This window comes from Pseudonocardia aurantiaca (genome assembly GCF_039526725.1).
In the GTDB taxonomy this organism is placed as follows: Bacteria; Actinomycetota; Actinomycetes; order Mycobacteriales; family Pseudonocardiaceae; genus Pseudonocardia; species Pseudonocardia aurantiaca.
The window spans coordinates 137450-164032 of record NZ_BAAAJG010000027.1; the positions used below are offsets into that span (position 1 = coordinate 137450).

At 72.9% G+C, this 26583-nt stretch carries 30 protein-coding genes and 1 tRNA gene; 22 read left to right on the forward strand and 9 right to left on the reverse strand.

Features of this window, described 5'->3' with window-relative positions:
* The first annotated feature begins 153 nt into the window (after positions 1-153).
* The 4 genes from ctaD to ABD143_RS33620 are packed head-to-tail and all read left to right on the forward strand — an operon-like array spanning position 154 to position 5744.
* Positions 154-1908: an aa3-type cytochrome oxidase subunit I gene (ctaD, locus tag ABD143_RS33605; protein WP_343986243.1), complete on the forward strand. Its 1755-nt coding sequence runs from the start codon at positions 154-156 to the stop codon at positions 1906-1908.
* Positions 1909-1927: 19 nt separating this feature from the next.
* Positions 1928-3172: a phosphoserine phosphatase SerB gene (serB, locus tag ABD143_RS33610; RefSeq protein WP_343986247.1), complete on the forward strand. Its 1245-nt coding sequence runs from the start codon at positions 1928-1930 to the stop codon at positions 3170-3172.
* Complete coding sequence (locus tag ABD143_RS33615; RefSeq protein WP_343986251.1) at positions 3169-3873, forward strand: aminoacyl-tRNA hydrolase; 705 nt, start codon at positions 3169-3171, stop codon at positions 3871-3873. The genes serB and ABD143_RS33615 overlap by 4 nt, the downstream gene beginning before the upstream one ends.
* A 2-nt stretch (positions 3874-3875) precedes the next feature.
* Positions 3876-5744 (forward strand): SEC-C domain-containing protein, encoded by a 1869-nt coding sequence (locus ABD143_RS33620; RefSeq protein ID WP_343986254.1) that lies wholly within the window; start codon positions 3876-3878, stop codon positions 5742-5744.
* Between the two features lie 15 nt (positions 5745-5759).
* On the opposite strand, the gene ABD143_RS33625 is transcribed toward ABD143_RS33620, so the two are convergent.
* A complete protein-coding gene (locus ABD143_RS33625) occupies positions 5760-7781 on the reverse strand; it encodes an ATP-dependent DNA helicase (protein ID WP_343986257.1) in 2022 nt (673 codons plus the stop codon).
* A gap of 342 nt (positions 7782-8123) precedes the next feature.
* On the opposite strand from ABD143_RS33625, the gene ABD143_RS33630 reads away from it, so the two are divergent.
* The gene (locus ABD143_RS33630) at positions 8124-8999 is read left to right on the forward strand and encodes an acyl-CoA thioesterase (protein WP_343986260.1); all 876 of its coding nucleotides are present in this window, start codon (positions 8124-8126) and stop codon (positions 8997-8999) included.
* Positions 9000-9158: 159 nt separating this feature from the next.
* The gene (locus ABD143_RS33635; RefSeq protein WP_343986263.1) at positions 9159-9767 is read left to right on the forward strand and encodes a TetR/AcrR family transcriptional regulator; all 609 of its coding nucleotides are present in this window, start codon (positions 9159-9161) and stop codon (positions 9765-9767) included.
* Here the strand turns inward: ABD143_RS33635 and ABD143_RS33640 are convergent.
* From ABD143_RS33640 to ABD143_RS33655, 4 genes are read right to left on the reverse strand one after another with little or no spacing between them, the layout of a single operon-like run.
* Entirely contained in the window at positions 9728-10117 is a 390-nt protein-coding gene (locus ABD143_RS33640) for a type II toxin-antitoxin system VapC family toxin (RefSeq protein WP_343986267.1), read from the reverse strand. The two genes, ABD143_RS33635 and ABD143_RS33640, sit on opposite strands and share 40 nt — an antisense overlap.
* Positions 10096-10359, reverse strand: coding sequence for a type II toxin-antitoxin system Phd/YefM family antitoxin (locus ABD143_RS33645; protein ID WP_343986270.1), 264 nt, complete (start codon positions 10357-10359; stop codon positions 10096-10098). The genes ABD143_RS33640 and ABD143_RS33645 overlap by 22 nt, the downstream gene beginning before the upstream one ends.
* A gap of 21 nt (positions 10360-10380) precedes the next feature.
* Positions 10381-10929, reverse strand: a complete 549-nt coding sequence (locus tag ABD143_RS33650; protein WP_343986273.1) for an isochorismatase family protein — start codon at positions 10927-10929, stop codon at positions 10381-10383.
* Between the two features lie 5 nt (positions 10930-10934).
* Positions 10935-12236: a nicotinate phosphoribosyltransferase gene (locus ABD143_RS33655; protein ID WP_343986277.1), complete on the reverse strand. Its 1302-nt coding sequence runs from the start codon at positions 12234-12236 to the stop codon at positions 10935-10937.
* A gap of 57 nt (positions 12237-12293) precedes the next feature.
* Between ABD143_RS33655 and clpS the strand changes: the two genes are divergently transcribed.
* From clpS to ABD143_RS33720, 13 genes are all read left to right on the forward strand, one after another.
* Entirely contained in the window at positions 12294-12590 is a 297-nt protein-coding gene (clpS, locus tag ABD143_RS33660) for an ATP-dependent Clp protease adapter ClpS (protein ID WP_343987176.1), read from the forward strand.
* Positions 12587-13141: a DUF2017 domain-containing protein gene (locus ABD143_RS33665; protein ID WP_343986280.1), complete on the forward strand. Its 555-nt coding sequence runs from the start codon at positions 12587-12589 to the stop codon at positions 13139-13141. Before clpS ends, ABD143_RS33665 begins: the two co-directional genes overlap by 4 nt.
* Before the next feature lie 103 nt (positions 13142-13244).
* Positions 13245-13577 (forward strand): PE domain-containing protein, encoded by a 333-nt coding sequence (locus tag ABD143_RS33670; RefSeq protein ID WP_343986283.1) that lies wholly within the window; start codon positions 13245-13247, stop codon positions 13575-13577.
* 26 nt (positions 13578-13603) lie between these two features.
* Positions 13604-14176 (forward strand): DUF3558 domain-containing protein, encoded by a 573-nt coding sequence (locus ABD143_RS33675; protein ID WP_343987178.1) that lies wholly within the window; start codon positions 13604-13606, stop codon positions 14174-14176.
* 58 nt (positions 14177-14234) lie between these two features.
* Positions 14235-15494 (forward strand): hypothetical protein, encoded by a 1260-nt coding sequence (locus tag ABD143_RS33680; protein ID WP_343986286.1) that lies wholly within the window; start codon positions 14235-14237, stop codon positions 15492-15494.
* Positions 15495-15546: 52 nt separating this feature from the next.
* Complete coding sequence (locus ABD143_RS33685) at positions 15547-16017, forward strand: M67 family metallopeptidase (RefSeq protein WP_343986289.1); 471 nt, start codon at positions 15547-15549, stop codon at positions 16015-16017.
* A gap of 50 nt (positions 16018-16067) precedes the next feature.
* Complete coding sequence (locus ABD143_RS33690) at positions 16068-16340, forward strand: MoaD/ThiS family protein (RefSeq protein WP_343986292.1); 273 nt, start codon at positions 16068-16070, stop codon at positions 16338-16340.
* Positions 16341-16349: 9 nt separating this feature from the next.
* Positions 16350-17300, forward strand: coding sequence for a PLP-dependent cysteine synthase family protein (locus ABD143_RS33695; RefSeq protein ID WP_343986296.1), 951 nt, complete (start codon positions 16350-16352; stop codon positions 17298-17300).
* A 197-nt stretch (positions 17301-17497) separates the two neighbouring features.
* Positions 17498-18127 carry a rhomboid family intramembrane serine protease gene (locus ABD143_RS33700; RefSeq protein WP_343986299.1) on the forward strand — a complete coding sequence of 210 codons (630 nt, stop codon included), beginning with the start codon at positions 17498-17500 and terminating at the stop codon, positions 18125-18127.
* 10 nt (positions 18128-18137) lie between these two features.
* A complete protein-coding gene (murI, locus tag ABD143_RS33705; protein WP_343986302.1) occupies positions 18138-18962 on the forward strand; it encodes a glutamate racemase in 825 nt (274 codons plus the stop codon).
* Positions 18963-18989: 27 nt separating this feature from the next.
* Complete coding sequence (locus tag ABD143_RS33710; protein ID WP_343986305.1) at positions 18990-19355, forward strand: hypothetical protein; 366 nt, start codon at positions 18990-18992, stop codon at positions 19353-19355.
* Positions 19348-19749 carry a hypothetical protein gene (locus ABD143_RS33715; RefSeq protein WP_343986309.1) on the forward strand — a complete coding sequence of 134 codons (402 nt, stop codon included), beginning with the start codon at positions 19348-19350 and terminating at the stop codon, positions 19747-19749. The genes ABD143_RS33710 and ABD143_RS33715 overlap by 8 nt, the downstream gene beginning before the upstream one ends.
* A gap of 9 nt (positions 19750-19758) precedes the next feature.
* On the forward strand, positions 19759-20544 hold the full coding sequence (locus ABD143_RS33720) for an MBL fold metallo-hydrolase (protein WP_343986312.1): 786 nt from the start codon (positions 19759-19761) through the stop codon (positions 20542-20544).
* Positions 20545-20569: 25 nt separating this feature from the next.
* Here the strand turns inward: ABD143_RS33720 and ABD143_RS33725 are convergent, their stop codons facing one another.
* Positions 20570-21097, reverse strand: a complete 528-nt coding sequence (locus tag ABD143_RS33725) for a DUF2231 domain-containing protein (protein WP_343986315.1) — start codon at positions 21095-21097, stop codon at positions 20570-20572.
* Positions 21098-21120: 23 nt separating this feature from the next.
* Between ABD143_RS33725 and rph the strand changes: the two genes are divergently transcribed.
* Positions 21121-21867 carry a ribonuclease PH gene (rph, locus tag ABD143_RS33730; protein WP_343986318.1) on the forward strand — a complete coding sequence of 249 codons (747 nt, stop codon included), beginning with the start codon at positions 21121-21123 and terminating at the stop codon, positions 21865-21867.
* A gap of 50 nt (positions 21868-21917) precedes the next feature.
* Positions 21918-22466 carry an RdgB/HAM1 family non-canonical purine NTP pyrophosphatase gene (rdgB, locus tag ABD143_RS33735; protein WP_343987182.1) on the forward strand — a complete coding sequence of 183 codons (549 nt, stop codon included), beginning with the start codon at positions 21918-21920 and terminating at the stop codon, positions 22464-22466.
* Here the strand turns inward: rdgB and pcaC are convergent.
* Positions 22463-22894 carry a 4-carboxymuconolactone decarboxylase gene (gene pcaC / locus ABD143_RS33740; RefSeq protein ID WP_343986321.1) on the reverse strand — a complete coding sequence of 144 codons (432 nt, stop codon included), beginning with the start codon at positions 22892-22894 and terminating at the stop codon, positions 22463-22465. The two genes, rdgB and pcaC, sit on opposite strands and share 4 nt — an antisense overlap.
* A gap of 93 nt (positions 22895-22987) precedes the next feature.
* Between pcaC and ABD143_RS33745 the strand changes: the two genes are divergently transcribed.
* Complete coding sequence (locus tag ABD143_RS33745) at positions 22988-23689, forward strand: TVP38/TMEM64 family protein (RefSeq protein ID WP_343986325.1); 702 nt, start codon at positions 22988-22990, stop codon at positions 23687-23689.
* Positions 23690-23695: 6 nt separating this feature from the next.
* On the opposite strand, the gene ABD143_RS33750 is transcribed toward ABD143_RS33745, so the two are convergent.
* Positions 23696-23768, reverse strand: a tRNA-Leu gene (locus ABD143_RS33750).
* 235 nt (positions 23769-24003) lie between these two features.
* On the reverse strand, positions 24004-26565 hold the full coding sequence (locus ABD143_RS33755) for a sugar-binding protein (protein ID WP_343986329.1): 2562 nt from the start codon (positions 26563-26565) through the stop codon (positions 24004-24006).
* Positions 26566-26583: the final 18 nt, after the last annotated feature.

The window sequence follows — 26583 nt, forward strand, 5'->3', positions numbered from 1 at the left end:
CGCAGGTCGGCGCGGCGTCTCCCGGTGCTCCTCGGCCTCCCGGCGCACCCTGCCCGGCCCCCGAGCCGCGCCTTCGACAGGGGGTAGAGCTACGATCCTCCGCGGGCCGAAACGCCCGCTGCCCAGAGGTAGAAGGCCAGTGCAGGAGGCACAGTGACAGCCGTTGCCCCGAAGCCGATCGCGGCGCGCCCGTACCAGGCGCGCCAGACGGCCAAGGGTTCGGTGTTCCTCAGGATGCTGCGGACCACCGACCCCAAGGACATCGCGATCCTCTACCTGGTGACGTCGTTCGGGTTCTTCCTGGCCGGCGGGGCGATGGCGCTGCTGATGCGCGCCGAGCTTGCAGTGCCGGGCACGCAGTTCCTGTCCAACGAGCAGTACAACCAGCTGTTCACCATGCACGGCACGATCATGCTGCTGCTGTACGCGACGCCGATCCTGTTCGGGTTCGCGAACTACATCGTGCCGCTGCAGATCGGCGCGCCGGACGTGGCGTTCCCGCGGTTGAACGCGTTCTCGTACTGGCTCTTCCTCTTCGGCGGGCTCACCGTGCTCTCCGGGTTCCTGACGCCCGGCGGCGCCGCCGACTTCGGGTGGTTCGCCTACACCCCGCTGTCGGACGCGGTGCACTCGCCGGGAGCAGGCGCCGACCTGTGGATCATGGGCCTGGTGCTGTCGGGCCTCGGCACGATCCTCGGTGGCGTCAACTTCATCACCACCGTCGTCTGCATGCGCGCCCCCGGCATGACGATGTTCCGGATGCCGATCTTCACCTGGAACATCCTGGTGACGGCGATCCTGGTCCTCATCGCCTTCCCGGTGCTCACCGCCGCGCTGCTCGGCCTGCTGGCCGACCGCCACTTCGGGGCCCACGTCTTCGACCCGGCCAACGGCGGCGTGATTCTCTGGCAGCACCTGTTCTGGTTCTTCGGGCACCCCGAGGTCTATATCGTGGCGCTGCCGTTCTTCGGCATCGTCTCCGAGATCTTCCCGGTGTTCGCCCGCAAGCCCATCTTCGGCTACAAGGGACTCATCTACGCGACGATCTCCATCGGGGCGCTCTCGGTCGCCGTGTGGGCGCACCACATGTACGCCACGGGCGCGGTGCTGCTGGCGTTCTTCTCGCTCACCACCTTCCTCATCGCGGTGCCCACGGGGATCAAGTTCGTCAACTGGATCGGCACGCTCTGGAAGGGCCAGCTCACCTTCGAGACGCCGATGCTCTTCGCGCTCGGCTTCCTGGTCACGTTCCTGTTCGGTGGCCTGACCGGCATCCTGCTGGCGTCGCCGCCGCTGGACTTCCACGTCTCGGACACCTACTTCGTGGTGGCGCACTTCCACTACGTGCTGTTCGGCACGATCGTGTTCGCCACCTACGCCGGCATCTACTTCTGGTTCCCGAAGATGACCGGCCGGATGATGGACGAGACGCTGGGCAAGGTGCACTTCTGGCTGACGTTCATCGGCTTCCACCTGACGTTCCTGGTGCAGCACTGGCTGGGCAACGAGGGCATGCCGCGCCGCTACATCGACTACCTGCCGATCGACGGGTTCACCGTGCTGAACTCGATCTCCTCGATCGGGGCGTTCGTGCTCGGTGCGTCGACGCTGCCGTTCATCTGGAACGTCTTCAAGAGCTACCGGTACGGCCGCGTCGTCACCGTCGACGACCCGTGGGGTTTCGCGAACTCGCTGGAGTGGGCCACGAGCTGCCCGCCGCCGCGGCACAACTTCACCGAGCTGCCGCGGATCCGCTCGGAGCGTCCGGCGTTCGAGCTGCACTACCCGCACCTCGTCGAGCGCTTCCGCCACGAGTCGCACGTCGGCGGCAAGCCGTCGCCGTACGAGGTGGCGGCGAAGGCCACGGCGGTCGACACGCTGCCCGACAGCGACCCGAAGTCCCGCTGACGAGTACCGTCCAGCGCTGATGGATCCGACGGGCACGGGCACCAGCGTCCTGATCACGGTCACCGGCCCCGACCGGCCCGGGGTGAGTTCGGTGTTGTTCGCCGCCCTCACGCGGCACGGCGTGGACCTGGTCGACGTCGAGCAGGTGGTGATCCGCGGCCGGCTCACCCTCGGGGTGGTCGTGGTGGCCCACCACGACCCGGAGGGGCTGCAGGAGGCCGTCGAGCAGGCGATGGCGAGCATCTCGATGCAGGTGCACACGTCGCTGGAGGTGCGCGACGACCCGGCCGTTCGCAGGCACTCCACGCACGTCGTCGTGGTGCTCGGACGGCCGATCACGGCCCGGGCGTTCGGGTCGGTGGCGGCCGCGCTGGCCGACGTGGGCGCGAACATCGACTCCATCCGCCGCGTCGCCGACTACCCGGTCACCGGCCTGGAGCTGATGGTCTCCCCTTCTCCCGGCCGGGGCAGCGAGCACTACCCGCCAGGCACCCTGCGCGCGCGGCTCGTCGAGGTCGCGCGGGCGGCCGGCGTCGACGTCGCCGTCGAGCGGGCGGGCCTCTCCAGGCGCAGCAAGCGGCTCATCGTCTTCGACGTGGACTCCACGCTCGTGCAGGGCGAGGTCATCGAGATGCTCGCGGCCAGGGCGGGTGCCGAGGACGAGGTCAGGGCCGTCACCGAGGCGGCCATGCGCGGCGAGCTGGACTTCGCCGAGTCGCTGCGCCGCCGCGTCGAGGTGCTCGAGGGACTCCCGGAGTCGGTGCTCGCCGAGGTCGCCGCCGAGATCGAGCTGACCCCCGGCGCGCGCACCACGATCCGCACGCTCAAGCGGCTCGGCTTCCGCTGCGGCGTGGTCTCCGGCGGTTTCACGCGGGTGGTCGCCGGGATCGTCGAGCAACTCGGGCTCGACTTCTGCGCCGCGAACGAGCTGGAGATCGTCGACGGGCGGCTGACCGGCCGGGTCGTCGGCGAGATCGTCGACCGGCCGGGCAAGGCCGTGGCCCTGCAGCGCTTCGCCGACACGTTCCGCGTGCCGCTGGAGCAGTGCGTGGCCGTCGGCGACGGGGCCAACGACATCGACATGCTCTCGACGGCGGGTCTCGGCATCGCGTTCAACGCCAAGCCCGCGCTGCGCGAGGTCGCCGACACCGCGCTCTCCCACCCCTACCTCGACGTCGTGCTGTTCGTCCTCGGGATCACCCGCGACGAGGTGGAGCGGGCCGACGCCGCTGAGGGCCTCCTGCGCCGGGTGCCCATCGCATGACAACGCTGCTTGATCCGCTCGCGGCCCGCTATGTGCGACCCGACCCGAGCCACCCGCTGGTGATCCCGCCGGAGCCGGACGGGGTGATCAGGGCGATGCCGGTGATCCTGCGCCTGGAGCGCCCGCCGCCCGCGCGCACGCCGGTGCTGGAGGCGGCGGCCGCCGCGGCGCTGGCCGTCTGCCTCGACCCCAGGGCCGAGCCGGGTGGCGAGTGGCACGACGCCGTGGCGATGTGGGTGGGCAACCGCATCCGCAAGATCGCCCGCCGGGCCCGCGGTGCGCACTGGGAGGCGGTGCAGGAGCTGCCCGGCGTCACGTGGGAGGTCGACGGCGCGCAAGCCCGCGCGCTGGTGCCCGGCCCGGTCACCGAGGTGTCGAAGACGGTGTCGCGGCTGCAGATCGGGGGCACCGAGCTGGAGCCGGACGACCCCGGCCCGCCCGCGCCCGGCGTGCCGGTGATCTGGGTGAACGCGAGACTGGAGATGACGGTCGGGAAGGCGGCAGCCCAGGTGGGGCACGCTTCGATGCTGTACGCGGCGGCGCACCGCCTCACCATGGTGCCGGCCTTCGCCGTGCGCGACGCCGACGGCGGGCAATGGGCGCAGCTGTGCCACGCGGCGGAGCGCGGCGAGGCGGTGGCCGTGCGGGACGCCGGGTTCACCGAGGTCGCGCCGGGCACCATCACCACGATCGTCCGCTGACGATGGACCGGTCCAGGCAGCGGGTCCTGTACGGTCGCGGCGCGCCCGAGCCGCTGGCCGAGAGCACGGAGGAGGCGCGGTACGAGGCGGCGTGGACCGCGTACTGCGACGTCGCGCGCGAGCGGGTGGCGGTCCCCGCCGAGGAGATGGTGCGGCTCGTGGCCGTCCGGCTCGGCCTCGACCCCGACGACCCCGGCAGCGGGCAGCTCGTCGAGGAGGTCGAGTCCGACCTCATCGGGGACCTGGCCGCTCCCGTGACGATCCTCGTCCCCGACGTCGTCGTGCACGCGCCCGCGCTGACCGACGGCATCGTGCTGACCCACCGGCTCTCGGCCGCGGAGCTGGCCGACGAGCACCTCGACCTCGACACCGACCTCGCCGGGTTCCTGCGCTACCCCGAACCGCACGTGGCGGCCGGGACGATGCACGTGGACGAGGCCGACGAGGACGAGCCGGCCCGGTGGGGCGGGCCGCAAGGTTGGCTGGCCGGGCTGCCGGCCGGCGCGCTCCTCGCCGTGCGCGCCACGCAGGACGGCGCCGTGACGATGTCCGTTCTGGAGACGGAGCCGTCCGCGGCCCCGGAACTGGTCGCGGCGCTGCGGGCGATCTACGAGGCGGAGCTGGACGATCACGGACTCCCGGTGCCCGCCGAGACGCTCGTGCTCGGCCTCCAGCACCGGGACCGCACGACCTTCGCCGAACCCCGCCCGCCGTTCACCGAGCTGGCCGTGGCGGCGGGTCTATTGCGGCGGGGCGACGAGTTCGCCCACGACGAGTTGGTGTGGACCAGGGCGGAGGAATCGGACCGGGCCTTCCGGCTGGTGACCCGGGTCGGCACGGTGGAGCAGGGCGAGGCCGCGTTGCGGGCGTTCGCGCTGCTCGCCGACCCTCGCGACCCCGCAGCGCTCCGCGAGGCGCTCGGCCTCATGGAGGACCCGGAGGTGCTCGCGTCCGTCGTCGAGGAGCTGCTGCGCGAGCCCGACGACGACGGGGAGAGGCTCGCCGCCGCGCTGGTGCTCGCCGACCGGCTGATCGCCGCGGCCGGGCGCTCCCCGCGGGAGGCGGTCGCCCGCTGGGTCGCCGCGGCCGCCGCCGAGCGGGCGGGCCGCGTCCTCGACGCCGAGTCGCACCTGCGTGCCGCCGCGCTCGCGGCCGAGGGCTGGCCCCTCGTCGAGGACCGGCTCGCGTGGTACGAGTCGGACCGGGGTGACGCCGCGGCGGCGGTCGCGCGCTGGCTCGCGATCGAACTGCCCGACGACGATCCGGACGTCGCCGCCGCCCGCCCGCATGCCGGCGCCGGGGGCCCCGAACCGGGGCGCAACGAGCCCTGCTGGTGCGGGTCGGGGCGCAAGTACAAGCAGTGCCACGTCGGACGGCCTGCGCGGGCGCCGCTGCCCGACCGCGCCGAGTGGCTCTACCGCAAGGCCGTCACCTACCTGGAGCGGCGGGGCGGCGCGGCAGCCACAGAGCTGGTGCGGTGGGCGGACGCCCTCGACGCTGTCGAGGTCGACGACCCTGAGGCCGTGGACGCCGCGCTGAGCGAGGGCGGCTGGTTCGCGATGTTCCTTGCCGAGCGCGGACCGCTGCTGCCTGTTGACGAGGCCGAGCTGGCAGCGTCGTGGTCGGCGGTGCGGCGCAGCGTGTACGAGGTGGAAGGGATCCGGTTCGGCGAGGGCGCGACGCTCCGGGACCTCCGCAGCGGCGACCGGGTCGACGTGCGGCTCCCGGCGGGCGAGCGCCCGGGAATGGGCGAGCTCGTGCTCGCGAGGGCGTTGCCTGATGGCTCGGGCTCGACGCACCTGCTCGTCGGGGCCATCGTCGTGCCGCGGGGCACCGAACGCGACCTGCTGGAGCAGCTCGACGCCACCTGAGCGACCGTCCAGAGATCAGGCTCCGCGCAGCCGCCGCAGCGCGGCGTGCACCTTCTCCCGGTCGTCCGTGGGCCAGAACGGCGGGAGGCTCGCGCGCAGGAACCCGCCGTAGCGGGCGGTCGCCAGGCGCGGGTCGAGGATCGCGACGACCCCGCGGTCGTCCATGCCGCGCAGCAGCCGCCCGGCGCCCTGCGCGAGCAGCAGCGCGGCGTGGGTGGCCGAGACCGTGAGGAAACCGTTGCCGCCACGGGCGTCCGTGGCGCGCTGACGGGCCGCGACCAGCGGGTCGTCCGGGCGCGGGAACGGGATCCGGTCGATGATCACGCACGACAGCGACGGGCCCGGCACGTCGACGCCCTGCCACAGCGAGAGGGTCCCGAACAGTGACGTGGCCTCGTCGTCGGCGAACTTCTTGACCAGCTGCATCGTGGAGTCCTCGCCTTGGCACAGCAGCGGGGTGTCGAGCCGGCCGCGCAGGGCCTCCGTGGCCTGCTTCGCCGCGCGCATCGACGAGAACAGCCCGAGCGTGCGCCCGCCCGCCGCCTCGACCAGGCCCGCGAGCTCGTCCAGGTACGACGGCGGCAGCCCGTCGCGCCCGGGCGGGGGGAGGCGCTTGGCGACGTAGAGGATGCCGCTGCGGGCGTGCACGAACGGCGACCCGACGTCCATGCCGGACCACTTCGGGGCGTCCGGGTCGGGAACCGGGTCGTTGTCGCCGCCTGCGTCGGCCGACTTCTCCGGCGGCAGGCCCCACTGGCGCGCCAGCGCGTCGAAGTTGCCGCCGAGGGCGAGCGTGGCGGAGGTCAGCACCACGGTCGAGCGCCCGAAGAGGCGCTCGCGCAGCAGCCCGCCCACCCACAGCGGGGCGACGTGGAGCACCTTGTGCCGGGCACCGTCGGGCCCCTGCTCGCCGAGCCACACGACGTCGAACCGCTTGGCCGGGTCGGGCTCGTCGAACGCTGCCAGCAGCCGGACGGCCGTGTCGGCCACCTCGTCGAGCGAGGCCTGGGCGATCTTCCGGCCCGTGGCCGCGTCGGGGTCCTCGCGGCGATCCGAGCCCAGTGCCTGCTTGCACGCCGCGGCGGCGTCGCGGACCGCGGACAGCACCCCGGCCGCGGCCTGGGGGAGCGAGTCCCAGCGGCCCGGGGGCATGTCCTCGAGCACCATCCCGAGGCCCTCACCCGCCTCGGCGAGCCGGTCGGCGGTCTCCTGGTCGACGAGCTTGCCGAGCCGCCGCGAGGTGATGCCCACGGTTCCGGGGGTCAGCTCGGCCGTCGCGACGCCCGTGACCCGATCGACGAGCTCGTGCGCCTCGTCGACGACCACGACGTCGTGCTCGGGCAGCACGGGGCGCCCCTCCAGCGCGTCGATGGCGAGCAGCGCGTGGTTGGTGACCACGATGTCGGCCTTCCCCGCCTCCGCGCGCGACTTCTCGGCGAAACACTCCTCGCCCACCGGGCACTTCGCGGCGCCGAGGCACTCCCGCGCGGTGACCGACACCTGCCGCCACGTGGCGTCCGGGACGCCGGGCACCAGCTCGTCGCGGTCGCCGGTCTGGGTCTTGTCGGCCCACTCGTGCAGCCGCTTGATCTGACGGCCCATCGCGGAGATCGCGAACGGGTCGAACAGCTCGTCGCCGGGGTCGGTCTCGTCACCCCCGTGCAGCTTGTTGAGGCAGAGGTAGTTGCGCCTGCCCTTGAGGATCGCGAATGTGGGGGCACGCCCGAGCAGCGGTTTGAGGGCCTTCGCCAGGCGTGGCAGGTCACGGTCGACGAGCTGGCGCTGCAGCGCGATCGTGGCCGTCGAGACCACGACCGTGGAGCCCTTCGCCACGGCATGGTGGATCGCGGGCACCAGGTAGGCGAGCGACTTCCCGGTGCCGGTGCCGGCCTGCACCGCCAGGTGCTCGCCCGTGGTGATGGCCTTGCGCACCGCCTGCACCATCGCGTCCTGGCCCTCGCGGCGCTGCCCACCCACGGCGGTGACGGCCGCCTCCAGCAGCTCCGCAACGCCGGGCAGCTTGGTCACGGTGGGCACTCCCGGAGGCTACCCGGAGCGCCCCCGGCGGCGGGGCCGAACACCCGGTCCCGGCGAGCATCGGGAGTGGCGTTCGCCCGTCACGCCGGAGGCAGGGTCCAGAGGCAGCGCGGATCGTGGTGGTCGAGGCCCCGCTGCGGCACGTGCCGGATCTCCGCCACGTGCGCCCACGCCTCGCGCTCGGTCGCGCCTCCGCATCGTCCACGGCCTGGCCCACGGGGAAACGCTCCGCAATCGGGGTGACGACGACTCCTGACGACACGCCGGTCCGTCGTATGGCTCACACGTGATCCATACCCGGAGTTCACCTGCGCCCTGGTTCGTGTCGCCATCATGGGCCGCGTGACGTCCACTCAACTCCGACTCGAACCGTCCTCCTACCCCGTGCTCATCGAGCACGCGGCCCGCTACAGCGATCTGGACCCGAGCCGACGCATTGGCCGGGACGCGCTGGTGCGCTGGTTCGAGGACGCCCGCGTCGCCGTCGAACGCGACGTGTTCGGCGCCGCGCTCGGTGCCCGCATGCGACTGCTGCTCGCCTCCGTCCGCGTGGACGTGATCGCCCCGCTGCGCATCAGCACCACCGGTTACCGGATCGGGCTCGGGGTCACCCACATCGGGACGTCGTCGTTCGCGTACTCCTACGGCGTGTTCGTCGGCGACGAGTGCGTCGCCACCGGGGAGTCGGTCAGCGTGCACGCCGACGCCGGCGGCCCGGCGCCGCTGCCCGAGGCGGTGCGCACCGCCCTGGTCGACCTGCGTGTGGCCGGCCCCGCGAGCGTCCGCGCCGAGCGTGACCCGGTGCGGCTCGTCCGCGAGGCGTACCCGTTCCGGCTCGACGTACGGACTCGTTTCGGCGACCTCGACACCAACCGCCACGTCAACAACGTGGCGCTCGCCGGCTGGTACCTCGACGGTCTCGCCGAGCTGCACACCGACGTGCTCGGCTACCCGACCGGCGGCCCGCTCGACGGGCTCTCGCCCAGCACGCTGCAGGTCGAGTACCTCGCCGAGGTGCGCTACCCCGGCATCTACCAGCTCCGGGTGGGTGTGCTCGACCTCGACGAGACGACCGTCCGCTACGCGTGCGGGCTGTTCGACGGGCCGCGCTGCATCGGCCTCGCGGACGCCGTCGGGACCCACCAGGTGCTCGACGAGGACGGTGTCGTCGGCGACCTGGGTGTGCTCCTGGAGCCGTTCCGGATGCGGGCGGTCTGAGAAGGCGGCTGCGATCCGGCCAGGGCCTTCTCCAGTGCCAGCCCCTAGAGGCCGACGTCCAGGACGTGCATCCCGCCCGGGCCGGGTGAAGTGATGTGACTTGGTCCCGTCATCATATCCGACGTGACGGTACCAAGTCGCATCACCTAGGCTGTCCCCATGGCTCGATGGGAATCGAACGCGCGGGAACGGCTGGTGCGCGCGGCACTCGACCTGTTCACCGAACAGGGTTTCGACGCCACCACCGTCAACGAGATCGCCGATCGAGCCGGCCTGACCAAGACCACCTTCTTGCGGCACTTCCCCGACAAGCGGGAAGTGCTGTTCGCCGGCCAGGACATGCACGCTCGGCTCCTCGCCGCCGCGATCACCGCGGCGCCCAGCCCGGCCACGCCACTCGAGGCGGTCGGCGCGGCCCTTGACGCGATCACGGCCACCTTCCCGGACGACCGCCGCGAGTTCAGCGCCAGGCTTCGCCCGGTCATCGCCGGCAACAGCGAACTGCAGGAGCGCGCCGCCTTCAAGCGCGGCGGACTCGCCGGAGCCATGACGGACGCACTCCACAGGCGCGGCGTACCGGAACCGACCGCGAGTCTCGCCGCCGAACTCGGCATCCGCGCCTTCTACCGCGCCTTCGACCAGTGGGCCGATCCGACCAGCCGGCAGACGTTCACCGAACTCGCACGCCACGCACTCGACGAACTCCGAGCCGCGACAGCCACGCTCGATCAGAGGGCCACGACCGTCAGGCCGGGAACGCCGTCGTAGTCACGGTCCTGGGTGACGAGCGGCAGGTCGTGCGCGATCGCGGTGGCGGCGATCCAGGAGTCGTTCGCTCCGAGCCGCCGTCCGGATTCGCGCAGTCTGATCCGCAGCTCGGCCCAGGCCGTGGCCACGTGGTCGTCGACAGGCAGCGGCTCGACCTCCATCGCCTTCGCCAGGCTGCGCAGGCGCTCCGCGCGGGTGGGCGAGTCGAGCGCGCTCAGCACCCCCGCCCTGAGCTCGCCAACCGTGATCATCGAGACCACGAGCCGTTGCGGCGGTTCGGTGCGGAGTGGGCGGTTGTTCTCGACCGCTATGAAGACCGAAGTGTCGCCTAGCGCGAGTGACGTTCCCACGGGTCCTTCATGTCATCGGTCGTCTCGTTGTCCATCAACTCGCGGAGGTCGTCGAGCAGCCCATGGTCAGCCTGATTGGCGGCGATCTCGTCCCACGTGAGGTACGGGCGTCGGCGGGGCAGTGGCACGAGTCGGGCGACGGCGCGGCCGTTCACCGTCACGTCGATCTCCTCGCCGTCCTCCACGCGCCGCAGCACCTCGCTGGTGTTGTTGCGCAGCTCGCGCAGCGCGATCTCGGTCACGCGGCAAGCGTAGCCGATGTGCTACGCGAGTTGCACCCGCGCCGCGCGCAGCTGGTCGAGCGCGCGCTCCGTGGTCTCCGGCGCCACCCCGGCGCACAGCTCCAGCAGCACCACGGTCGTGAAGCCCGCGGCCGCGGCGTCGAGCGCGGTGGCGCGGACGCAGTGGTCGGTGGCGATGCCCGCCACGTCCACCGTGTCGACGTGGTGGGCGCGCAGCCAGTCCGCCAGGCCGGCGCCGCCGGGCTCGGCGCCCTCGAAACCCGAGTACGCGGCCGCGTACTCGCCCTTGTCGAACACGGCCTCGATCCGGGCCACGTCCAGGTCGGGGTGGAAGGACGCGCCCGGCGTGCTGCGGCGGCAGTGGGGGGGCCAGGTGTCGACGAAGTCCGGGTTCGCCGAGAAATGCGCGCCGGGGTTTACATGGTGGTCGCGGGTGGCGACGACGTGGTCGTAGTCGGCCGTTCGCAGGTGCGCGGAGATCGCGGCGGCCACCGCCGCCCCGCCGGTGACGGCGAGCGAGCCGCCCTCGCAGAAGTCGTTCTGGACGTCGGCGACGATCAACGCGCGCACGGGCGTCAGGCTCCTTCGAAGACGGTGGGCAGGGCCGGTTCGCCGCGGGAGAGCTTGAGGCCCTCCCACGGCACCGACACCAGGGCGGCGCGCAGGTGGTCGCGGGACTGCTCCAGCGTCGGCTGGCCGGGCACCTGCTCGCCGCCGCGCACCAGCGGGACCGGCACGACCCGGTCGTGCGGCCCGACCTCGACGGAGGCCGTGACGGGGTGCACGACCTCCTCGATCGCCGTGCCCGTCGGCTTGTACCGCCGCACTGCGGACTTGCGCCCGCCGCGCGACTCCTTCGCCGCGCTGCGCTTGGCCACCGGCCGCCCGTCGACCTCGACCAGCTTGTAGACCATTCCGGCCGTGGGCGCCCCCGAGCCCGTGACGACCGACGTCCCGACCCCGTACGAGTCGACCGGCTCGGCGCGCAGCGCGGCGATCGCGTACTCGTCGAGGTCGCCGGACAGCACGATCTTCGTCTCCGTGGCGCCCAGCGCGTCGAGCTGGTCGCGGGCCTGGCGGGCGAGCTCGCCCAGGTCGCCGGAGTCGATGCGGATCGCCCCGAGGCCGGTGCCCGCGGCCTCCACGGCCAGCTCGACGCCACGGCGGATGTCGTAGGTGTCGACGAGCAGTGTGGTGTCCGGCCCGAGCGTCTTGACCTGGCTGGTGAACGCGGAGAGCTCGTCGTCGTGGAGCAGGACGAAGGCGTGCGCGGCGGTGCCCGTCGTCGGGATGCCGTGGCGCCGCTCGGCCTCCAGGTTCGAGGTGGCGACGAAGCCTGCCAGGTAGGTCGCCCGGGCGGCCGCGACGGCAGCGGCCTCGTGGGTGCGCCGCGACCCCATCTCGATGATCGGGCGGCCGGCCGCCGCCGTGACCATTCGGGCGGCGGCGGAGGCCACGGCACTGTCGTGGTTGAGGATCGAGAGCGACAGGGTCTCCAGCAGCACCGCGTCGGCGAACGTGCCGGAGACGGTGAGGACGGGCGAACCGGGGAAGTACAGCTCGCCCTCGGGGTAGCCGTCGATGTCGCCCGAGAAGCGGTAGTCGGCCAGCCAGTCGAGCGTGCCGGCGTCGACCACACCCTCGAGCCCGGCCAGCTCCTCCGAACCGAAACGGAACCGTTCGATCGACTCCAGCAGGCGCCCGACCCCCGCCACCACGCCGTAGCGGCGGCCGTCGGGCAGTCTGCGCGCGAACACCTCGAACACGCAGCGCCGATGCGCCGTGCCGTCGGCGAGCGCGGCCGCCGTCATCGTGAGCTCGTACCGGTCGGTGAAGAGGGCCGTGCTGACCCCGGCCGACGACGGACTGCCAGTCATGGACGGAGAGCCTATGTGCCGTGCAGACCGTACGGGGGAGGTGTCACCATGGACGCCATGGCCGCGCCGCTACCCGTACCCACGCGCCAGGTGGATCCGGACCTCGCCGAGGACTCGGTGGCCGACACGCCTTGGCAGGCGATCGTGTGGAACGACCCCGTCAACCTGATGTCGTACGTGACCTACGTGCTGCAGAAACTCTTCGGCTACCCCGAGCCGAAGGCCACAGCGCTCATGCTCGACGTGCACCACAAGGGAAAGGCAGCCGTGTCCTCCGGCGACAAGGAGAAGATCGAGGCCGACGTCGCGAAACTGCACGCCGCCGGGCTCTGGGCCACCATGCAGCGCGCATGAACGGCTGGAAGCGCTCGGGGCGCGGCAGCAAGGTCCGGCTCGTCGCGTCGCTCGAGGCGCAGGAGGCGGCGGTGCTCCGCGGCCTGGTCGGCGAGGTCCGGCAGATGCTCGCCGGACGCACCGACGACAACCCCGCCGACGAGCTGGCCGTCCTCACCGGCATCCGCACCGGCCCGTCCACCCGCCCGGACGACCGCGTGCTCGCCCGGCTGCTGCCCGACTTCACCACCGAGGACGCCGACCTCGCCGCAGGCCTCCGCTCCCTCCACGAGCCCGCGCTGATCGAGGCGAAGGACTCCGCCGCCACCGTTCTCCTGGAAACGCTCCCCGAATCCGGCGGCCGCATCGAGCTCACCCGCGAGCAGGCCGACGCGTGGCTCGCCGCGCTGAACGACGTCCGCCTCGCCCTGGGCACCGCCCTCGACGTCAGCGAGAACATGACGGACGACGACATCCCCCCGGACGACCCCCGCGCCGCCCACATCGGCGTCTACCAGTGGCTGACGTTCGTTCAGGACGCGCTCGTCCAGACCCGCATGCAGGTGCGCTAGCGGTTCGCCCGAACCATCCCCACGCGGCGCGGGAAGCTGCGACGATCACCGCATGACATCGGGGATCTGGTCGGGGAGGCCTGATCCGGAGGGCCCTCGCCGCGTGCTGGAGGTGATGGCCGCGCCGGGGCCGTTGGGTGGGGGTGGGGTCTTCACCATCGACCCGGAGCGGGCGGAGGAGTGCATCCGGACGCTGCGCAGCGTCGTTCAAGACCTGACAGCATCGATGCCGCTCGTGGATCAGGCCTACTTCCCTCCTCCTGGCGCAGACGCGGTGAGCGTGAACATGGCGAACCAAGCTGGCGTCATGGCGGGGCGGGCGGCCGCCTACATCGTGGCGTGGCGATCACAGCTGATCGACACAACTCTGGCCCTGGAGCAACAGCTTGCCGCTTATCAGAGCGCCGACGAGACGAACCGGGGTCGGCTGGCGTGATCCGACGGGTCCTCGTCGTTCTGCTGATGTTCGCTTCGGCTGGCTGTGCCACGAGTGGCCATCCGTCGCCGACACCCAGCACAGCATTTCCCACGCCCGGCGGCAGTTCCGATGCGACCGTGCCTGCGACATCGACGGTTGCGCCGCTCGCACCTCGGGTGCCGGTACCTCTGGATGCCCGCGGGGTCGGCGTGTGCGACCTGCTCACACCAGCCCAGCAGGCGGAGCTCCAGATCGATCCTGCATCGCAGACGACTGACCTTCCTGGAGCTGCCCCGCGCTGCCAATGGCGAACGCGGGATCAGAGCGGTGTCCTGACCGCGACGTCAGCGACCGACTTCGCGGTGGGGGGTCTCGAAGGGCTCTACCTCGTGCGCGGTACATACGGGGTCTTCGAGCCGGGCGACCTCGACGGCTTTCCCATGGTTCGTGCGGATCGACAGGACACCGGTGACCGGGACTGCACGATCTACGTGGGCGTGGCCGAGGACCAGCTCGTCTGGGCGGCGGCGGGCTTCCCGTTCGGTGATCGGTCGGCCTGCGCCGTGGCGCGCCAGATGGCCTCCTACATGATCTCCAACCTCCCGCCGCTGCGCTGAGGCCACGAGTTCTCCCATTCGGCCACGCGCTCTGTCCCCGTCGTTCACGATGCTGGGTGTGGCGAGCGACTACCTCACGACCGGCGTCCCGTTCGAGGCGATGCCGCTCGCCGAGATCCGTGACCCCGTGCTCGCCGGGCCCGGCCACGGGCCGATCGAGGCCGCCGTCGACACCTACCGCCAGCTCGCCGACCGGCTCCAGGCTGCCGGTGACGCCGTGCGGTCCGCGCTCCTGGCGGCACAGGCCGCTCACGAGGGCGCGGCGGGTGAGGCGAGCGCCCGACACATCTCGGCCGTGATCGCGCCAGGTGACGTCGGGGCGGCCCAGGCCCGGCTGGCGGCACGGGCGTTGGAGGACCAGGCCACCTACCACGTCCGCGCCCGCAACGAGCTGGGCGCGCTGCGGCCGGAGGACCTGTCGCCCAACTACGCCATCGGCGTCCGGCAGCCCGTGCCGGACCTGCGCAAGGAGCGGCTCCACGAGGAGGCCGTGGCGGCCGCCACCGTCTACCAGGACACCACCAACCACAACCTGACCTCGGCCTTCCAGCCGTTCCAGCCACCGGAACCGGTGACCGTCGGCCTCGCGGCGGCGCCCGCGCCGGTGGCGGGTGGTTCCGCGGCCGGCGCGCCGGCCGGGGCGATCGGGTCGGGCACCCCGGCGGGGGTGGTACCCCCTGCCGTCCCGCCACCGGTTGCGCCCGCGCTCCCCGTCGCGCCGGTCCCCGGAACCCCTCCACCGACCCGTGATGCGCCGCGGACCGACCCTGCCGGCACCGCCCCCGTCCGCACACCACCTCCCGGCGGCTCTGGACCCGGCGGGACGCCGTCCGTCCGCCCGCCCGGCACGCCGGGTGCTCCGGTGACGGAGCCACAGGCCGTGCCGCGGCTCCCGGGCGGGCGTGGCGGGCCGGTGCCGCCCCGCGCCGACGACGAGATCCTCCGAGACGTGCCGCCGCCGCCCGTGGGTGACGGGCTGATCTCCGGCGGACGGTCGTGGCCGCGGGTTGCCGCGCCGGAGCCGGTCGGGCGGGTCCCGCTCGTCCCAGGCGAGGTGGCACCCCCGCGAGGTGCCGTGGAGAGCGGCCAGCCGCGACCGGGGGCGCCGGCGGAGCCCGCGCGGCCCGCGAGTGCGCCCCGGCCCGCCGTCCCGCCCGGCTACGGCCACATGCCGTTCATGGGCGCACCGATGGGCGCGGCGCGGGACGAGGAGCGCGGGCGACCGTCCTGGCTGGTCGAGGACGACCCGGAGGCGGTGTGGTTCGGTGATCTGCCTCCGCACGTCGACCCCGTCATCGGTCCGGACAATCGGGTGTGAGGTCGCTCCGCGCGGAGTGCATCGGGGCAGCCTCGGGCCGTAGGCTTGACGCGTGCTGGTGATCCGAGCCGATCTCGTGGAAGAGATCGTCGCCCACGCCCGCCGGGACCATCCGGACGAGGCGTGCGGAGTCATCGCCGGACCCGAGGGGTCCGACCGGCCGGAGCGATTCATCCCGATGCTGAACTCGGCGCGTTCGCCCACGTTCTACGAGTTCGACTCCGGCGACCTGCTGCGGCTCTACCGCGACATGGACGCCCGCGACGAGGTGCCGGTGGTGATCTACCACTCGCACACCGCCACGGAGGCGCACCCGTCGCGCACCGACATCGGCCTCGCCCAGGAGCCGGACGCGCACTACGTGCTGGTGTCCACCCGGGATGACGCGGAGCCGAACCACACCGGCTACGAGTTCCGGTCGTTCCGGATTGTGGACGGCGTTGTCAGCGAGGAACAGGTCGAGGTCGTGGAGACTTACATGTTCGCGCACACAGGCGCCGACGACGTGCCGGACAACGGCTGACGAGCGTCTCCGCGCCCGCCGAACATACTGAACCGACCTGGAGCAACAGCATGGCCGTCACCGTTTCCATCCCCACGATCCTGCGTACCCACACCGGCGGTGAGAAGTCCGTCGAGGCGAAGGGCGCCACCGTGGCCGAGGTGATCGACGACCTGGAGTCCCGCCACAGCGGCATCGCAGGCCGTCTCGTCAACAACGGCTCGCTGCACCGCTTCGTCAACATCTACGTCGACGACGAGGACGTGCGTTTCGCCGGTGGCCTCGAGGCCCCCGTGGGCGAGAACTCCAACGTCACCATCCTCCCCGCCGTCGCGGGGGGCTGACACCCCGACATGGCCCGCTACGACTCCCTGCTGCAGGCCGTCGGAGACACCCCGCTCGTCGGCCTGCCGAACCTCTCGCCCGCGCCGGGCGTGCGGCTGTGGGCGAAGCTCGAGGACCGCAACCCCACGGGCTCGATCAAGGACCGCCCCGCGCTCGCGATGATCGAGAAGGCGGAGGCCGAAGGGCTGCTCACGCCCGGCTGCACGGTGCTCGAGCCCACGTCCGGCAACACCGGCATCTCGCTCGCGATGGCGTGCAAGCTCAAGGGCTACGGGCTGATCTGCGTGATGCCCGAGAACACGTCCATCGAGCGGCGCCAGCTGCTGGAGATGTACGGCGCGCAGATCATCTCCTCGCCCGCGGCAGGCGGGTCCAACCAGGCCGTGGCGATGGCGAAGGAGCTGGCGGCGCAGCACCCGGACTGGGTGATGCTCTACCAGTACGGCAACCCCGCCAACGCCGACGCGCACTACCGCACCACCGGCCCCGAGATCCTGCGCGACCTGCCGACCATCACGCACTTCGTCGCGGGCCTCGGCACCACGGGCACCCTGGTCGGCACGGGGCGGTACCTGCGCGAGCAGAAGCCCGACATCCAGATCATCGCGGCCGAGCCCCGCTACGGCGAGCTGGTCTACGGGCTGCGCAACCTCGACGAGGGCTTCGTCCCCGAGCTGTACGACCCCGAGGTGCTCACCGCGCGGTACTCCGTCGGATCCCGAGACGCGCTGCGCCGCACCCGGCAGCTCGTGGAGCAGGAGGGCATCTTCGCCGGTATTTCCAGCGGCGGCATCCTGCACGCGGCACTCGCCGTGGCCGAGAAGGCGGCGGGCGCGGGGGAGACGGCCGACATCGTCATCATCGTGGCGGACGCCGGCTGGAAGTATCTGTCCACCGGCGCCTACTCGGGCGAGCTGGACGATGCCGCCGAAGGCATCGAGGGCCAGCTCTGGGCGTGAGCTCGCCCGGGGAACGTCAGTCGAGCGGCGCATCCGCGGCCGGGTCGGCCAGCACGTGCGGGGCCTCCCGGGTCGCGCCGCGCCCCCGCTCGGTCGCCACCGGCCGGGTCGGGGTGAGCAGTTGTGATCTGGATCACCGAGGTGGGCTCGACAATCAAGATCCACCGCCGGGCCCCGGCTTCCGTACTCTGGGTCACATGGTCGCACCCGCACCCGCGCCCCGCCGGTCGATCGCCCGCGTGCTCCCGGCCGCCCCGATCCGCGCGATGCTGACGATGCTGGTGTTCACCGGCGTTCTGTACGGGGTCGAGGCCGCCGACCAGGTCACCGGCGGCGGCCTGGATAACGACGGGATCGTCGCGCGGCGGCTCGACGGGCTCGACGGAATCATCTGGGCGCCGCTCCTGCACGGCAGCTGGGCGCACCTGATCGCCAACACTCTGCCGTTCCTGATCTTCGGGTTCCTCGCCATGGCGGGCGGGATCCGGCAGTTCCTGCTGGTCACCGGCCTGATCTGGGTGATCAGCGGGCTGGGCGTCTGGCTGACAGGGCCAGACAACGTCCCGACGGTCGGCGCGTCCGGCGTCATCTTCGGCTGGCTGGTGTTCCTGCTGGTGCGCGGCTTCTTCGCCCGCAGCGGCCGGCAGATCGTGCTGGCCGTGGTGCTGTTCTTCTTCTGGGGCGGGATCCTGCTCGGGGTCCTGCCCGGCCAGGCGAACATCTCCTGGCAGGCGCACCTGTTCGGGGCGCTCGCCGGGCTGCTGGCCGCCCGCCTCGTCGCCTCGGCCGACCACCGGGCGCGGCAGCCCGCGTTGCCGGGCGCATAGGCTCCGGCGCGTGGCCCCGGATCTCGACGCCCCCATCGGTATCTTCGACTCGGGCGTCGGCGGCCTGACCGTCGCCAGGGCCGTGATCGACCAGCTCCCCGCCGAACGGGTCGTCTACGTCGGCGACACCGCCCACGGACCGTATGGGCCGCTGCGCATCGCCGACGTGCGCCGGCACGCGCTTGCCGTCGGCGACGCCCTGATGGAGCACGGGGTCAAGGCGATGGTCGTCGCCTGCAACACCGCGACCGCGGCCTGCCTGGCCGACATCCGCGAGCGCTACCCGGTGCCCGTCGTCGAGGTGCTGCGCCCGGCCGTCCGCCGCGCCGTCGCCGCCACGAGGACCGGGCGGATCGGGGTCATCGGCACCCGCGCGACGATCGCCTCCGGCGCCTACACCGACGCGTTCACCGCCGCCCGCGACGTCGAGGTCACGGCCGTGGCCTGCCCGCGGTTCGTCGACTTCGTCGAGCGGGGTATGACCAGCGGACGCCAGGTGCTCGGCCTCGCGCAAAGCTACCTCGAGCCGCTGCAGCGCGCGCACGTCGACACGCTCGTGCTCGGCTGCACCCACTACCCGCTGCTCGCCGGGATCCTGCAGATCGTGATCGGCCCGGAGGTCACGCTCGTGTCCAGCGCCGACGAGACCGCCAAGGAGCTCTTTCGCATGCTGATGGAGGCGGACCTCGCCCGGGATCCCGCCGGTCCCGCGCCCGGCCCGCACGCGTTCCTCGCGACGGGCGACCCGGAGCCGTTCCGCAGGCTCGGCCGCCGCTTCCTCGGCCCGGAGATCGCCACGGTCGCACCGCTGAGCGCACCGGTCGCCGCGGGCTGAGCACACGGGCGGGGTAGCCTCGCGGCCGTGATCGGCGCGCTGGTGGTCGTAGTGTTCGTGGCGCTCGCCGCCCTCGCCGTGTACGGCATCGTCATCACGGCCCTGAACCGGCCGCCCGACGCCTGGACGAAGCGCGCGGTGGGCGCCGTGGTCGCCCTGCTCGTGGTGCAGGCCGCCATCGCCGCCGTGCGGGTGTTCGGCGGGGTCACGCTGCCGGAGACGACCACCTTCCTCATCTACCTCGTCGTGTCGATCTGCGTGCTGCCGATCGCCACCCAGTTCGCCGCCGCCGAACCCACCCGCTGGGGCGGGGCCGTGGTCGCCGTGGGCGCGATCGCCACGGCCGTGGCCGTGTGGCGGCTCCAGGGGTTGTGGGCGGCGGCCGGTGTCTGAGGCGGCCCGGGCGACGTCCTCCGGGCCCGGACGGGTCCTGATCGCGGTCTATGGCGTGTTCGCGCTGTCCGCCACGGCGCGGGCCGGGGTGCAGATCGCCACCCGCTTCGGCGAGGCCCCGGTCGCGTACCTGCTGTCCGCGCTCGCAGGCGTCGTGTACATCCTCGCGACGATCGGGTTGGCCGGGCACAGCCCCGCGGCGCGCAGGCTCGGGTGGGCGGCGGTGTTGTTCGAGCTGATCGGTGTGCTGACCATCGGGACGATCACGGTGTTCGACACCGGCGACTTCCCCGACGACACCGTCTGGTCGGTCTACGGGCGCGGATACGGGTTCGTGCCGCTCGTGCTGCCGCTCGTCGGCCTCTGGTGGCTGCGGCACACCCGTGCGCGTTAACGTCCCCTCATGCGGCTCATCGTGCTCGGATGTTCGGGCAGCGGGCCCGGTCCGACATCCCCGGCGTCGGGGTACTTGGTCGAGGCCGGCGACACGCGGCTGACGCTGGACCTGGGCAACGGCACCTTCGGCCCGTTGCAGCGGCACACCGACCCGTGGGCCATCGACGGGGTCGTGTTCTCCCACCTGCACCCCGACCACTGCGCCGACTTCTCGGCGCTCGCCGTGCACCGCCGCTACCACCCGAGCCCGCCCTTCGACCCGCGGGCGCGGCGCCTGCCCGTGGTCGCCCCCGCAGAAGCGCCCGACCGATTCGCTGCGGCCTACGCGCCGTCGGCGGCCGAGCGCGCCGAGACCGACCTCACCGACGTCTTCGACTTCCGCCCGCTCGCCGACGGCAGCGAGGGCACCGTCGGCGGTGTCGCGTTCACCGCTCGGCGCGTCGACCACGTGTGCGAGGCGTACGGCGTGCGCGTGGAGCACGCGGGCCGCAGCCTCGTCTACAGCGGTGACACCGGGCCGTGCGAGTCGCTCGTGGAGCTGGCGCGGGGCGCCGACGCGCTGCTGTGCGAGGCCACCTGGCCGCATGTCACGCCGCACTGGCAGGAGCCCCCGCCCGGGGTGCACCTGTCCGGGCGGCAGGCGGGCGAGCACGCCGCCGCCGCGGGAGTGGGCCGGCTGCTCATCACGCACGTTGCGGCGTGGTTCGACGCCGATGAGGTGGTCGCCGAGGCGAAGATGGCCTTCGACGGCCCGGTGGAGCTGGTGGCCCCCGGCTGCGCCTACGAGATCTGAGCTGATCGCCGCGCCCCGGGTGGCGTCACTGCCCGATGCCCTGCCACACCACCGTGGCTCCGGCGTGGCCGATCCGTATCACGAGGTAGGTGACCGCGATGCCCGCCAGCGCGGCCAGCACCGAGAGGCCGGTCGCGACCTGCGAGCGGGTGGTGCTCGCCGGTGGGGCCGGGCCCGCCGCCGCCGGGACCAGGCTCGTCGAGAACTCGGCGGCCACCGCCAGCGCCAGCAGCGCGACGAACGCCACGGCGTACGGCAGGAGCGAGTTGCCCAGATCGGCATGCACCGCGAGCAGCGGGTTCGGCGGCAGGGCGTTCTCAAGCTGGTCACCTGTCGCCGTGGCGATCGGCACCGCGCCGCCACCGGCCAGGGCGAGAAGAAGCACCGGGACGCCGAGGGTCCGCCGCCACGAGCGCCGCAGCGCGATGACGATCGCGCCCAGCGCGGCCAGCGGCAGGAGCACGACGACGGCGTGCACGACCAACGGGTGGAGGGGAATTCCGTCGACCACGACCATGCCCACCACGACGTACGCCCGGTCCGCCCGGTTCAACCCGCCGACATAAGGTTGCCTGCGTGACGCGTGCAGACGGACGGTCCGACGACGAACTTCGCCCCGTGACGATCACCAGGGGCTTCCAGAAGCACCCGGCGGGCTCCGTGCTCGTCGAGTTCGGGGACACCAAAGTGCTATGCGCGGCGAGCGTCACAGAGGGTGTCCCGCGCTGGCGCAAGGGCTCCGGGCTGGGCTGGCTCACCGCCGAGTACGCGATGCTGCCATCGGCCACCAACACTCGCAGCGACCGCGAGTCGGTGAAGGGTCGCGTCGGCGGGCGCACCCACGAGATCAGCAGGCTGATCGGGCGCTCGCTGAGGGCATGCATCGACCTCGCCGCGCTCGGCGAGAACACCATCGCCGTGGACTGCGACGTCCTGCAGGCCGACGGGGGCACCCGCACCGCCGCGATCACCGGCGCCTATGTGGCCCTCGCCGATGCAGTGACCTGGCTCGGTGCCCGAGGCAGCCTGGCCGACCCGAAGCCGGTGTCGTGCCAGGTCGCCGCGGTCAGCGTCGGCGTGGTGGACGGGCGGGTGCGGCTCGACCTGCCGTACGAGGAGGACTCCCGCGCCGAGGTGGACACGAACGTCGTCGCCACCAACACCGGCACGCTCATCGAGGTGCAGGGCACCGGCGAGGGCGCCACGTTCACCCGTGGCACCCTCGACTCCATGCTCGATGTCGCACTCGCCGGCATCCGGACGCTCGCCGACCTCCAGGCCGCGGCGCTCGCCGAGCCCTACCCCGGCAGGCTCCCCTCGTGAAGGTCCTGCTCGCCACCCGCAACCCCGGCAAGCTCGCGGAGCTGCGGCGCATGCTGGCAGGCGGCCCGGTGGAGGTCCTCGGGCTTGCCGACGTCCCGGAGTTCCCGGACGCCCCCGAAACAGGTGCGACGTTCGCCGAGAACGCGCTCGCCAAGGCCCGGGACGCCGTTGCCGCGACCGGGCTCCCGTCCATCGCCGACGACTCCGGGCTCGCCGTCGACGCCCTCAACGGCATGCCGGGCGTGCTCTCCGCGCGCTGGTCGGGCCGGCACGGCGACGACGAGGCAAACCTGCGGCTGCTGCTCGGTCAGCTCGCCGACGTGCCCGATCCCCGCCGCGGCGCCGCGTTCGTGTGCGCGGCCGCGCTGGTCCTGCCCGGCGGCCCGGAGAGCGGCCTGGAGACCGTCGTGCACGGCGAGTGGCGTGGCCGGATCGTCCGCGAGCCGCGTGGCGCCAACGGATTCGGCTACGACCCGGTGTTCGTGCCGGACGGGGAGGAGCGGACCTCCGCCGAGCTCAGCCCTGACGAAAAGGACGCTGCCTCCCACCGTGGGCGGGCCATGCGCGCGCTCCTGCCGCACCTGCACGACCTCGGCTAACCCACGGCTAGCCCGCCCGGCTGCTCCTCGTTGAGGACCCGCCGCGCCACCGCGAACGCCGAATTGGCGGCCGGCACGCCGCAGTAGATGGCGGACTGCAGCAGCACCTCGACGATCTCCGCGCGGGTCAGCCCGTTGCGCAGCGCCGCGCGCAGGTGCAGCTCCAGCTCTGCGAGGTGGCCGTGCGCGACGAGCGCGGTCAGCGTGACGGCGCTGCGCATCCGGCGATCCAGCCCCGGCCGGGTCCAGATGTGGCCCCAGGCGTACTTCGTGATCATCTCCTGGAACTCGGCCGTGATGTCGTCGGCGCGGGCGATCGCCGCGTCGACGTGCTCCGGTCCGAGCACCTCGCGGCGCACGGCGAGGCCGTCCGGGTCGAGGTCGAGTTCGCGGTCGAGCGTCGGGGGAGCGGGTTCCTCGGTCGTCACGCAGCGCACCGTAACTGCCTTCGCGGTGAACGGGTGGTGGACTCCTGACCCCTTCTGCCCACCCGGCCCTCGCTCGTAGGTACGTTCGTTGACGTGAGGTGGAAGGCGGGGTGGGGATCGGTCGCCGTGGGCGCGGGAGCGCTCGCGGTCATTGCCGTCGCCGTCTTCTTCTTCCGCAACGGCCTCCCGGACATCCGGCACACGGTCACGGCAGCCGGCCTGTGGGCCCCGCTGCTGTTCGTGCTGCTGCACGGGGCCGTGGCGGTGACACCCATCCCGCGCACGGTCTTCACCGTGGCGGCCGGGGTGCTGTTCGGCTCCGTCACCGGGGTGGTGCTCGCCGTCACGGGCACGGCGCTCGCCGCCACGATGGCGTTCTGGCTGGTCCGGTTGCTCGGTGGCGGGTTCGTCGAGCGGCGGTTCGGCCACCGGCCGGCGGTGGTCTGGGTGCGGGCCCGGCTCGACCGCAGCGGGTTGCTGGCCATGGTGTCGCTGCGGCTGATCCCGGCTGTCCCGTTCTTCCTGATGAACTACGCCTCGGCGCTCGCCGGCGTGCGGTTCCTGCCCTACCTGGTGGGCACGGTGCTCGGGGTGCTGCCGGGCACGATCGGGATCGTGGTGCTCGGCGACGCCGCGGTGGGCGGCACCCCGCACCCCGCGATGCTGCTCATCTCGCTGACGGGGGGGCTGGTGGGGTTGACGGGCGCGCTGATCGCAGCGCGGCGCCCCCCGATCGAGGCGCCGCAGGTCGACGCCCCGGACGGGCCGGAGCCGGAGACGGGCAAGGCGGCTTGAGTAGGGTGCCGGCGGTGGGATTCGAACCCACACTTACAGGATCCTAGGGCCTGCGCCTCTGCCGTTGGGCTACGCCGGCCCGATTGCGCCCGCACCAGGTATCGGTGATGGCGTGGCAGTTCGGGCACAGAATACGGGGGTCTCGAGGCGATTGTCCGTGTGGTCCCCAATGACGTGGTCGAGGTGTAGTGGGAGCTTCTGGCCCTGCCACTCCGACAGGCCGCACCCGCTCACAGCGGGGCGGGCTTCAGTCCGGCCGCGATCAGCCTCGTCCGGATGTGGCCCGACCGGGTGGTCGATCCTTGACCTGCAGCTCAGGAGATGTCGGCGCGCGACGCCAGGCTCCCCTCCTGGGTCGTCCACGCCGCCACCACCCGCGGCGCGCTGCCCAACGGCCCGGTCAATCGCACCCTGAGGACGTGCTCCCCGGCGCCGGCCACCGTGGTGACGAGGCTGCCGGCCGTGCCCTCCGAGTCCCGGACGAACACCGACACCTCGCCGGCGGTCGTGCTGGCCAAGGTCACCTCGACGTCCCCGTCGACCACCCGGGCCGTGGTGAGCCAGCCGCTGGGGTCCGTCGGGAGTCCGGCGAGCGGCACGTCGATGCCAAGGGCCTGCTCGATGCTCTGCGGCGACGCGGAGCTGAGGAGTGGGTCGCTCGGGACCACCGGCTCGCGCACCTGGCCGCGACGCGCGGCGTAGGCCGGGAGGGTGGCGCGGCCCCAGCGGTACGGGTCGCCCTGCACGCCCTGCCATGTCGACCACCCGATGCGGGTCTGGCCGGTGCGGTCCTGGGTGTCGGAGTCGTAGACGAGCAGGTTGAGCCCCATGCGCTCCGGGTCGACGGGAGCGGGCAGCCCGGCCATCGGGATGGCGGCCTCCACCGTGTAGCCGCCCGGGGTCGCGGCACTCGCCACCTGCACGCCGTCCGCCTCGCCCTGGTGCTGGTCGGCGTCGCGGGCGGCGCAGGGTGGGCCCTCGGCCGTGGCCGGGAGCACCGCGAGCTTGTACGTGGACGCGGTGTTCTCGCTGGTGCCGGTCGGGTCGATCGCGATCTCGACGCTGTCGGTGCGCCAGTGCCGCTTGCAGTCCGCGGCCGGGAGCACGGCGCCGCGGGCCTCGTCCCGAACCTCGACGAACACAGCCAGGAGGTCGCCGACGCGGGACACGTGGCCCGTGGCCGAGCAGTCGTCGGCGGACGCGCAGTCGTCGCCCTCCCACACGCGTGTGAGGTCGAGCGCGGGGCCCGGGTACTCGCCCGGTGCGGCCGCCCCGTCGACCGCGACTCCTCCGACCGCCGGCACCGCGGTCGCCGGCACCAGTTCCACGGAGGGCTCGACGACCGAGACCGTGCCGGAGGCGGTGGTCACCGAGAGCCGGTACGGGATGTCCCCGCCTGTGTTCGACGTCGGCAGGGCCGGATCGGTGTTCGTGATCACGAACGGCACCGTGGCGGACGCACCCGGCGCGAGGTCGACGAAGGGGCGGGAGGGCGCGTCGGCGGTGAAGCCGGCGGGCAGAGCCACCTCGACCGTGCCCGACTGGGGCTGATTCGAATGGTTCGTGACGGTCATGGGGACCTCGCGGGACCCGCCGCTCGGCACGGTGAGCACGGGAGGCACGACGTCGCGGAGGTGTTCGGCGCCGACCGAGGGCGCCCAGGACCTGAACTCGGCGACCTGCGGCAGCGGCGCCTGCGCCACCCGCACGGGCGGGGCGACCTCGACCGGCTCGGCCGTGTACCCAGCCGAGGAGGTCGCGGTCAGGCGGACGCGGGTGCCGGGCGCCGCGTCGGCGGGCGGAATGACCACGTACGAGCCGCGCCCGCCGGTGACGGTCCAGCCGGTTGGCGCGGTGAGGGTGGCGTCCGCCGACACCGTGGCGTCGAACGGGACGCCGGCGGTCACGTCGTACGGGGCGCTGATCTCCAGGCGTCTCATGGCGTCGACCGCACCGTCGAGGGCGGCCGTGGGCGTGGCGGCCTTGCGGGTGTCCGGCGCGGGATACGGGGTGCGGGAGTCGACGAGGGTGAAGGTGTCGCAGCCGAGCTGCGCAGAGTCGGCCGGGACGTCGGGGAACACCGCCCAGCCCTGGGAGGCGTAGTGGCGCTGCGCCTCCCGCTCGACCGCGGCCCACGTGCGCCCGTCCGGGGCCGCCGCCCCGGACCAGACGGAGAACACGTCCTCAGCCGGGTCGGCGGGCGCGGCCGTCACGCAGCCGGGTCCGGTCGGCGCCGCGGCGCTCGTGCCCGTGCGCAGGATCCGGGCCGGTGCCCAGAGCCGCAGTCCCTCACCGGAGATCTGCTCGGGGAACGCCGCGGGGTCGGCGGCGGCGTGGTAGGCCTCGATCGCGAGCCGGGCCGCCTCCTGGTGGTGGCCGTGGTTGCCCGGTGACGGGGCCGGGTTCATCGTCAGCAGCACGTCCGGCCGGGTCTGACGGACGAGCCGCACCAGCCGAGAAAGCGTGTCCCGGGGCTCCCACACCTGCTGGGTGAGCGGCGCCGACACCGTGTAGAAGAAGTCGACCTCGTCGAGGTTGAACACGTCGGTCACCCCGGCCAGGCCGACCGCGCGGCGCTCCTCGTCCTCGCGCAGCAGCCCGAGCGCCGGCCCCTCCTCCGGCCCGACGGCGTTGCCACCGCCTTCGCCACGGGTGATCGTGACGACGCCGGAGCGGTACCCGGCCTGGGTCCACTGCCCGAGTGTGGACAGGGTGCTCGCCTCGTCGTCGGGATGGGCGCCGACGAACAGGACGTCGAGGTCGACCGGGTCGCCGGCGGACGTCGAGTCCGGCGGCGGTGGCCCGGACGGGACCGTCGCAGTGCAGGCGGTGAGCAGCCCGGCCACGACGACAGCGGCGAGCAGAGCGGTGCGCATCGTTCCTCCCCCGAGTCC

What these genes read in the sequence shown, in the direction of transcription:
- serB (WP_343986247.1), top strand. Translation starts at nt 1,928, where the DNA reads ATGGATCCGACGGGCACGGGCACCAGCGTCCTGATCACGGTCACCGGC.
- ABD143_RS33615 (WP_343986251.1), top strand. Translation starts at nt 3,169, where the DNA reads ATGACAACGCTGCTTGATCCGCTCGCGGCCCGCTATGTGCGACCCGAC.
- ABD143_RS33620 (WP_343986254.1), top strand. Translation starts at nt 3,876, where the DNA reads ATGGACCGGTCCAGGCAGCGGGTCCTGTACGGTCGCGGCGCGCCCGAG.
- ABD143_RS33635 (WP_343986263.1), top strand. Translation starts at nt 9,159, where the DNA reads ATGGCTCGATGGGAATCGAACGCGCGGGAACGGCTGGTGCGCGCGGCA.
- ABD143_RS33655 (WP_343986277.1), bottom strand. Translation starts at nt 12,236, where the DNA reads ATGACTGGCAGTCCGTCGTCGGCCGGGGTCAGCACGGCCCTCTTCACC.
- clpS (WP_343987176.1), top strand. Translation starts at nt 12,294, where the DNA reads ATGGCCGCGCCGCTACCCGTACCCACGCGCCAGGTGGATCCGGACCTC.
- ABD143_RS33665 (WP_343986280.1), top strand. Translation starts at nt 12,587, where the DNA reads ATGAACGGCTGGAAGCGCTCGGGGCGCGGCAGCAAGGTCCGGCTCGTC.
- ABD143_RS33675 (WP_343987178.1), top strand. Translation starts at nt 13,604, where the DNA reads ATGTTCGCTTCGGCTGGCTGTGCCACGAGTGGCCATCCGTCGCCGACA.
- ABD143_RS33690 (WP_343986292.1), top strand. Translation starts at nt 16,068, where the DNA reads ATGGCCGTCACCGTTTCCATCCCCACGATCCTGCGTACCCACACCGGC.
- ABD143_RS33695 (WP_343986296.1), top strand. Translation starts at nt 16,350, where the DNA reads ATGGCCCGCTACGACTCCCTGCTGCAGGCCGTCGGAGACACCCCGCTC.
- ABD143_RS33700 (WP_343986299.1), top strand. Translation starts at nt 17,498, where the DNA reads ATGGTCGCACCCGCACCCGCGCCCCGCCGGTCGATCGCCCGCGTGCTC.
- ABD143_RS33720 (WP_343986312.1), top strand. Translation starts at nt 19,759, where the DNA reads ATGCGGCTCATCGTGCTCGGATGTTCGGGCAGCGGGCCCGGTCCGACA.
- rdgB (WP_343987182.1), top strand. Translation starts at nt 21,918, where the DNA reads ATGCTGGCAGGCGGCCCGGTGGAGGTCCTCGGGCTTGCCGACGTCCCG.
- ABD143_RS33755 (WP_343986329.1), bottom strand. Translation starts at nt 26,565, where the DNA reads ATGCGCACCGCTCTGCTCGCCGCTGTCGTCGTGGCCGGGCTGCTCACC.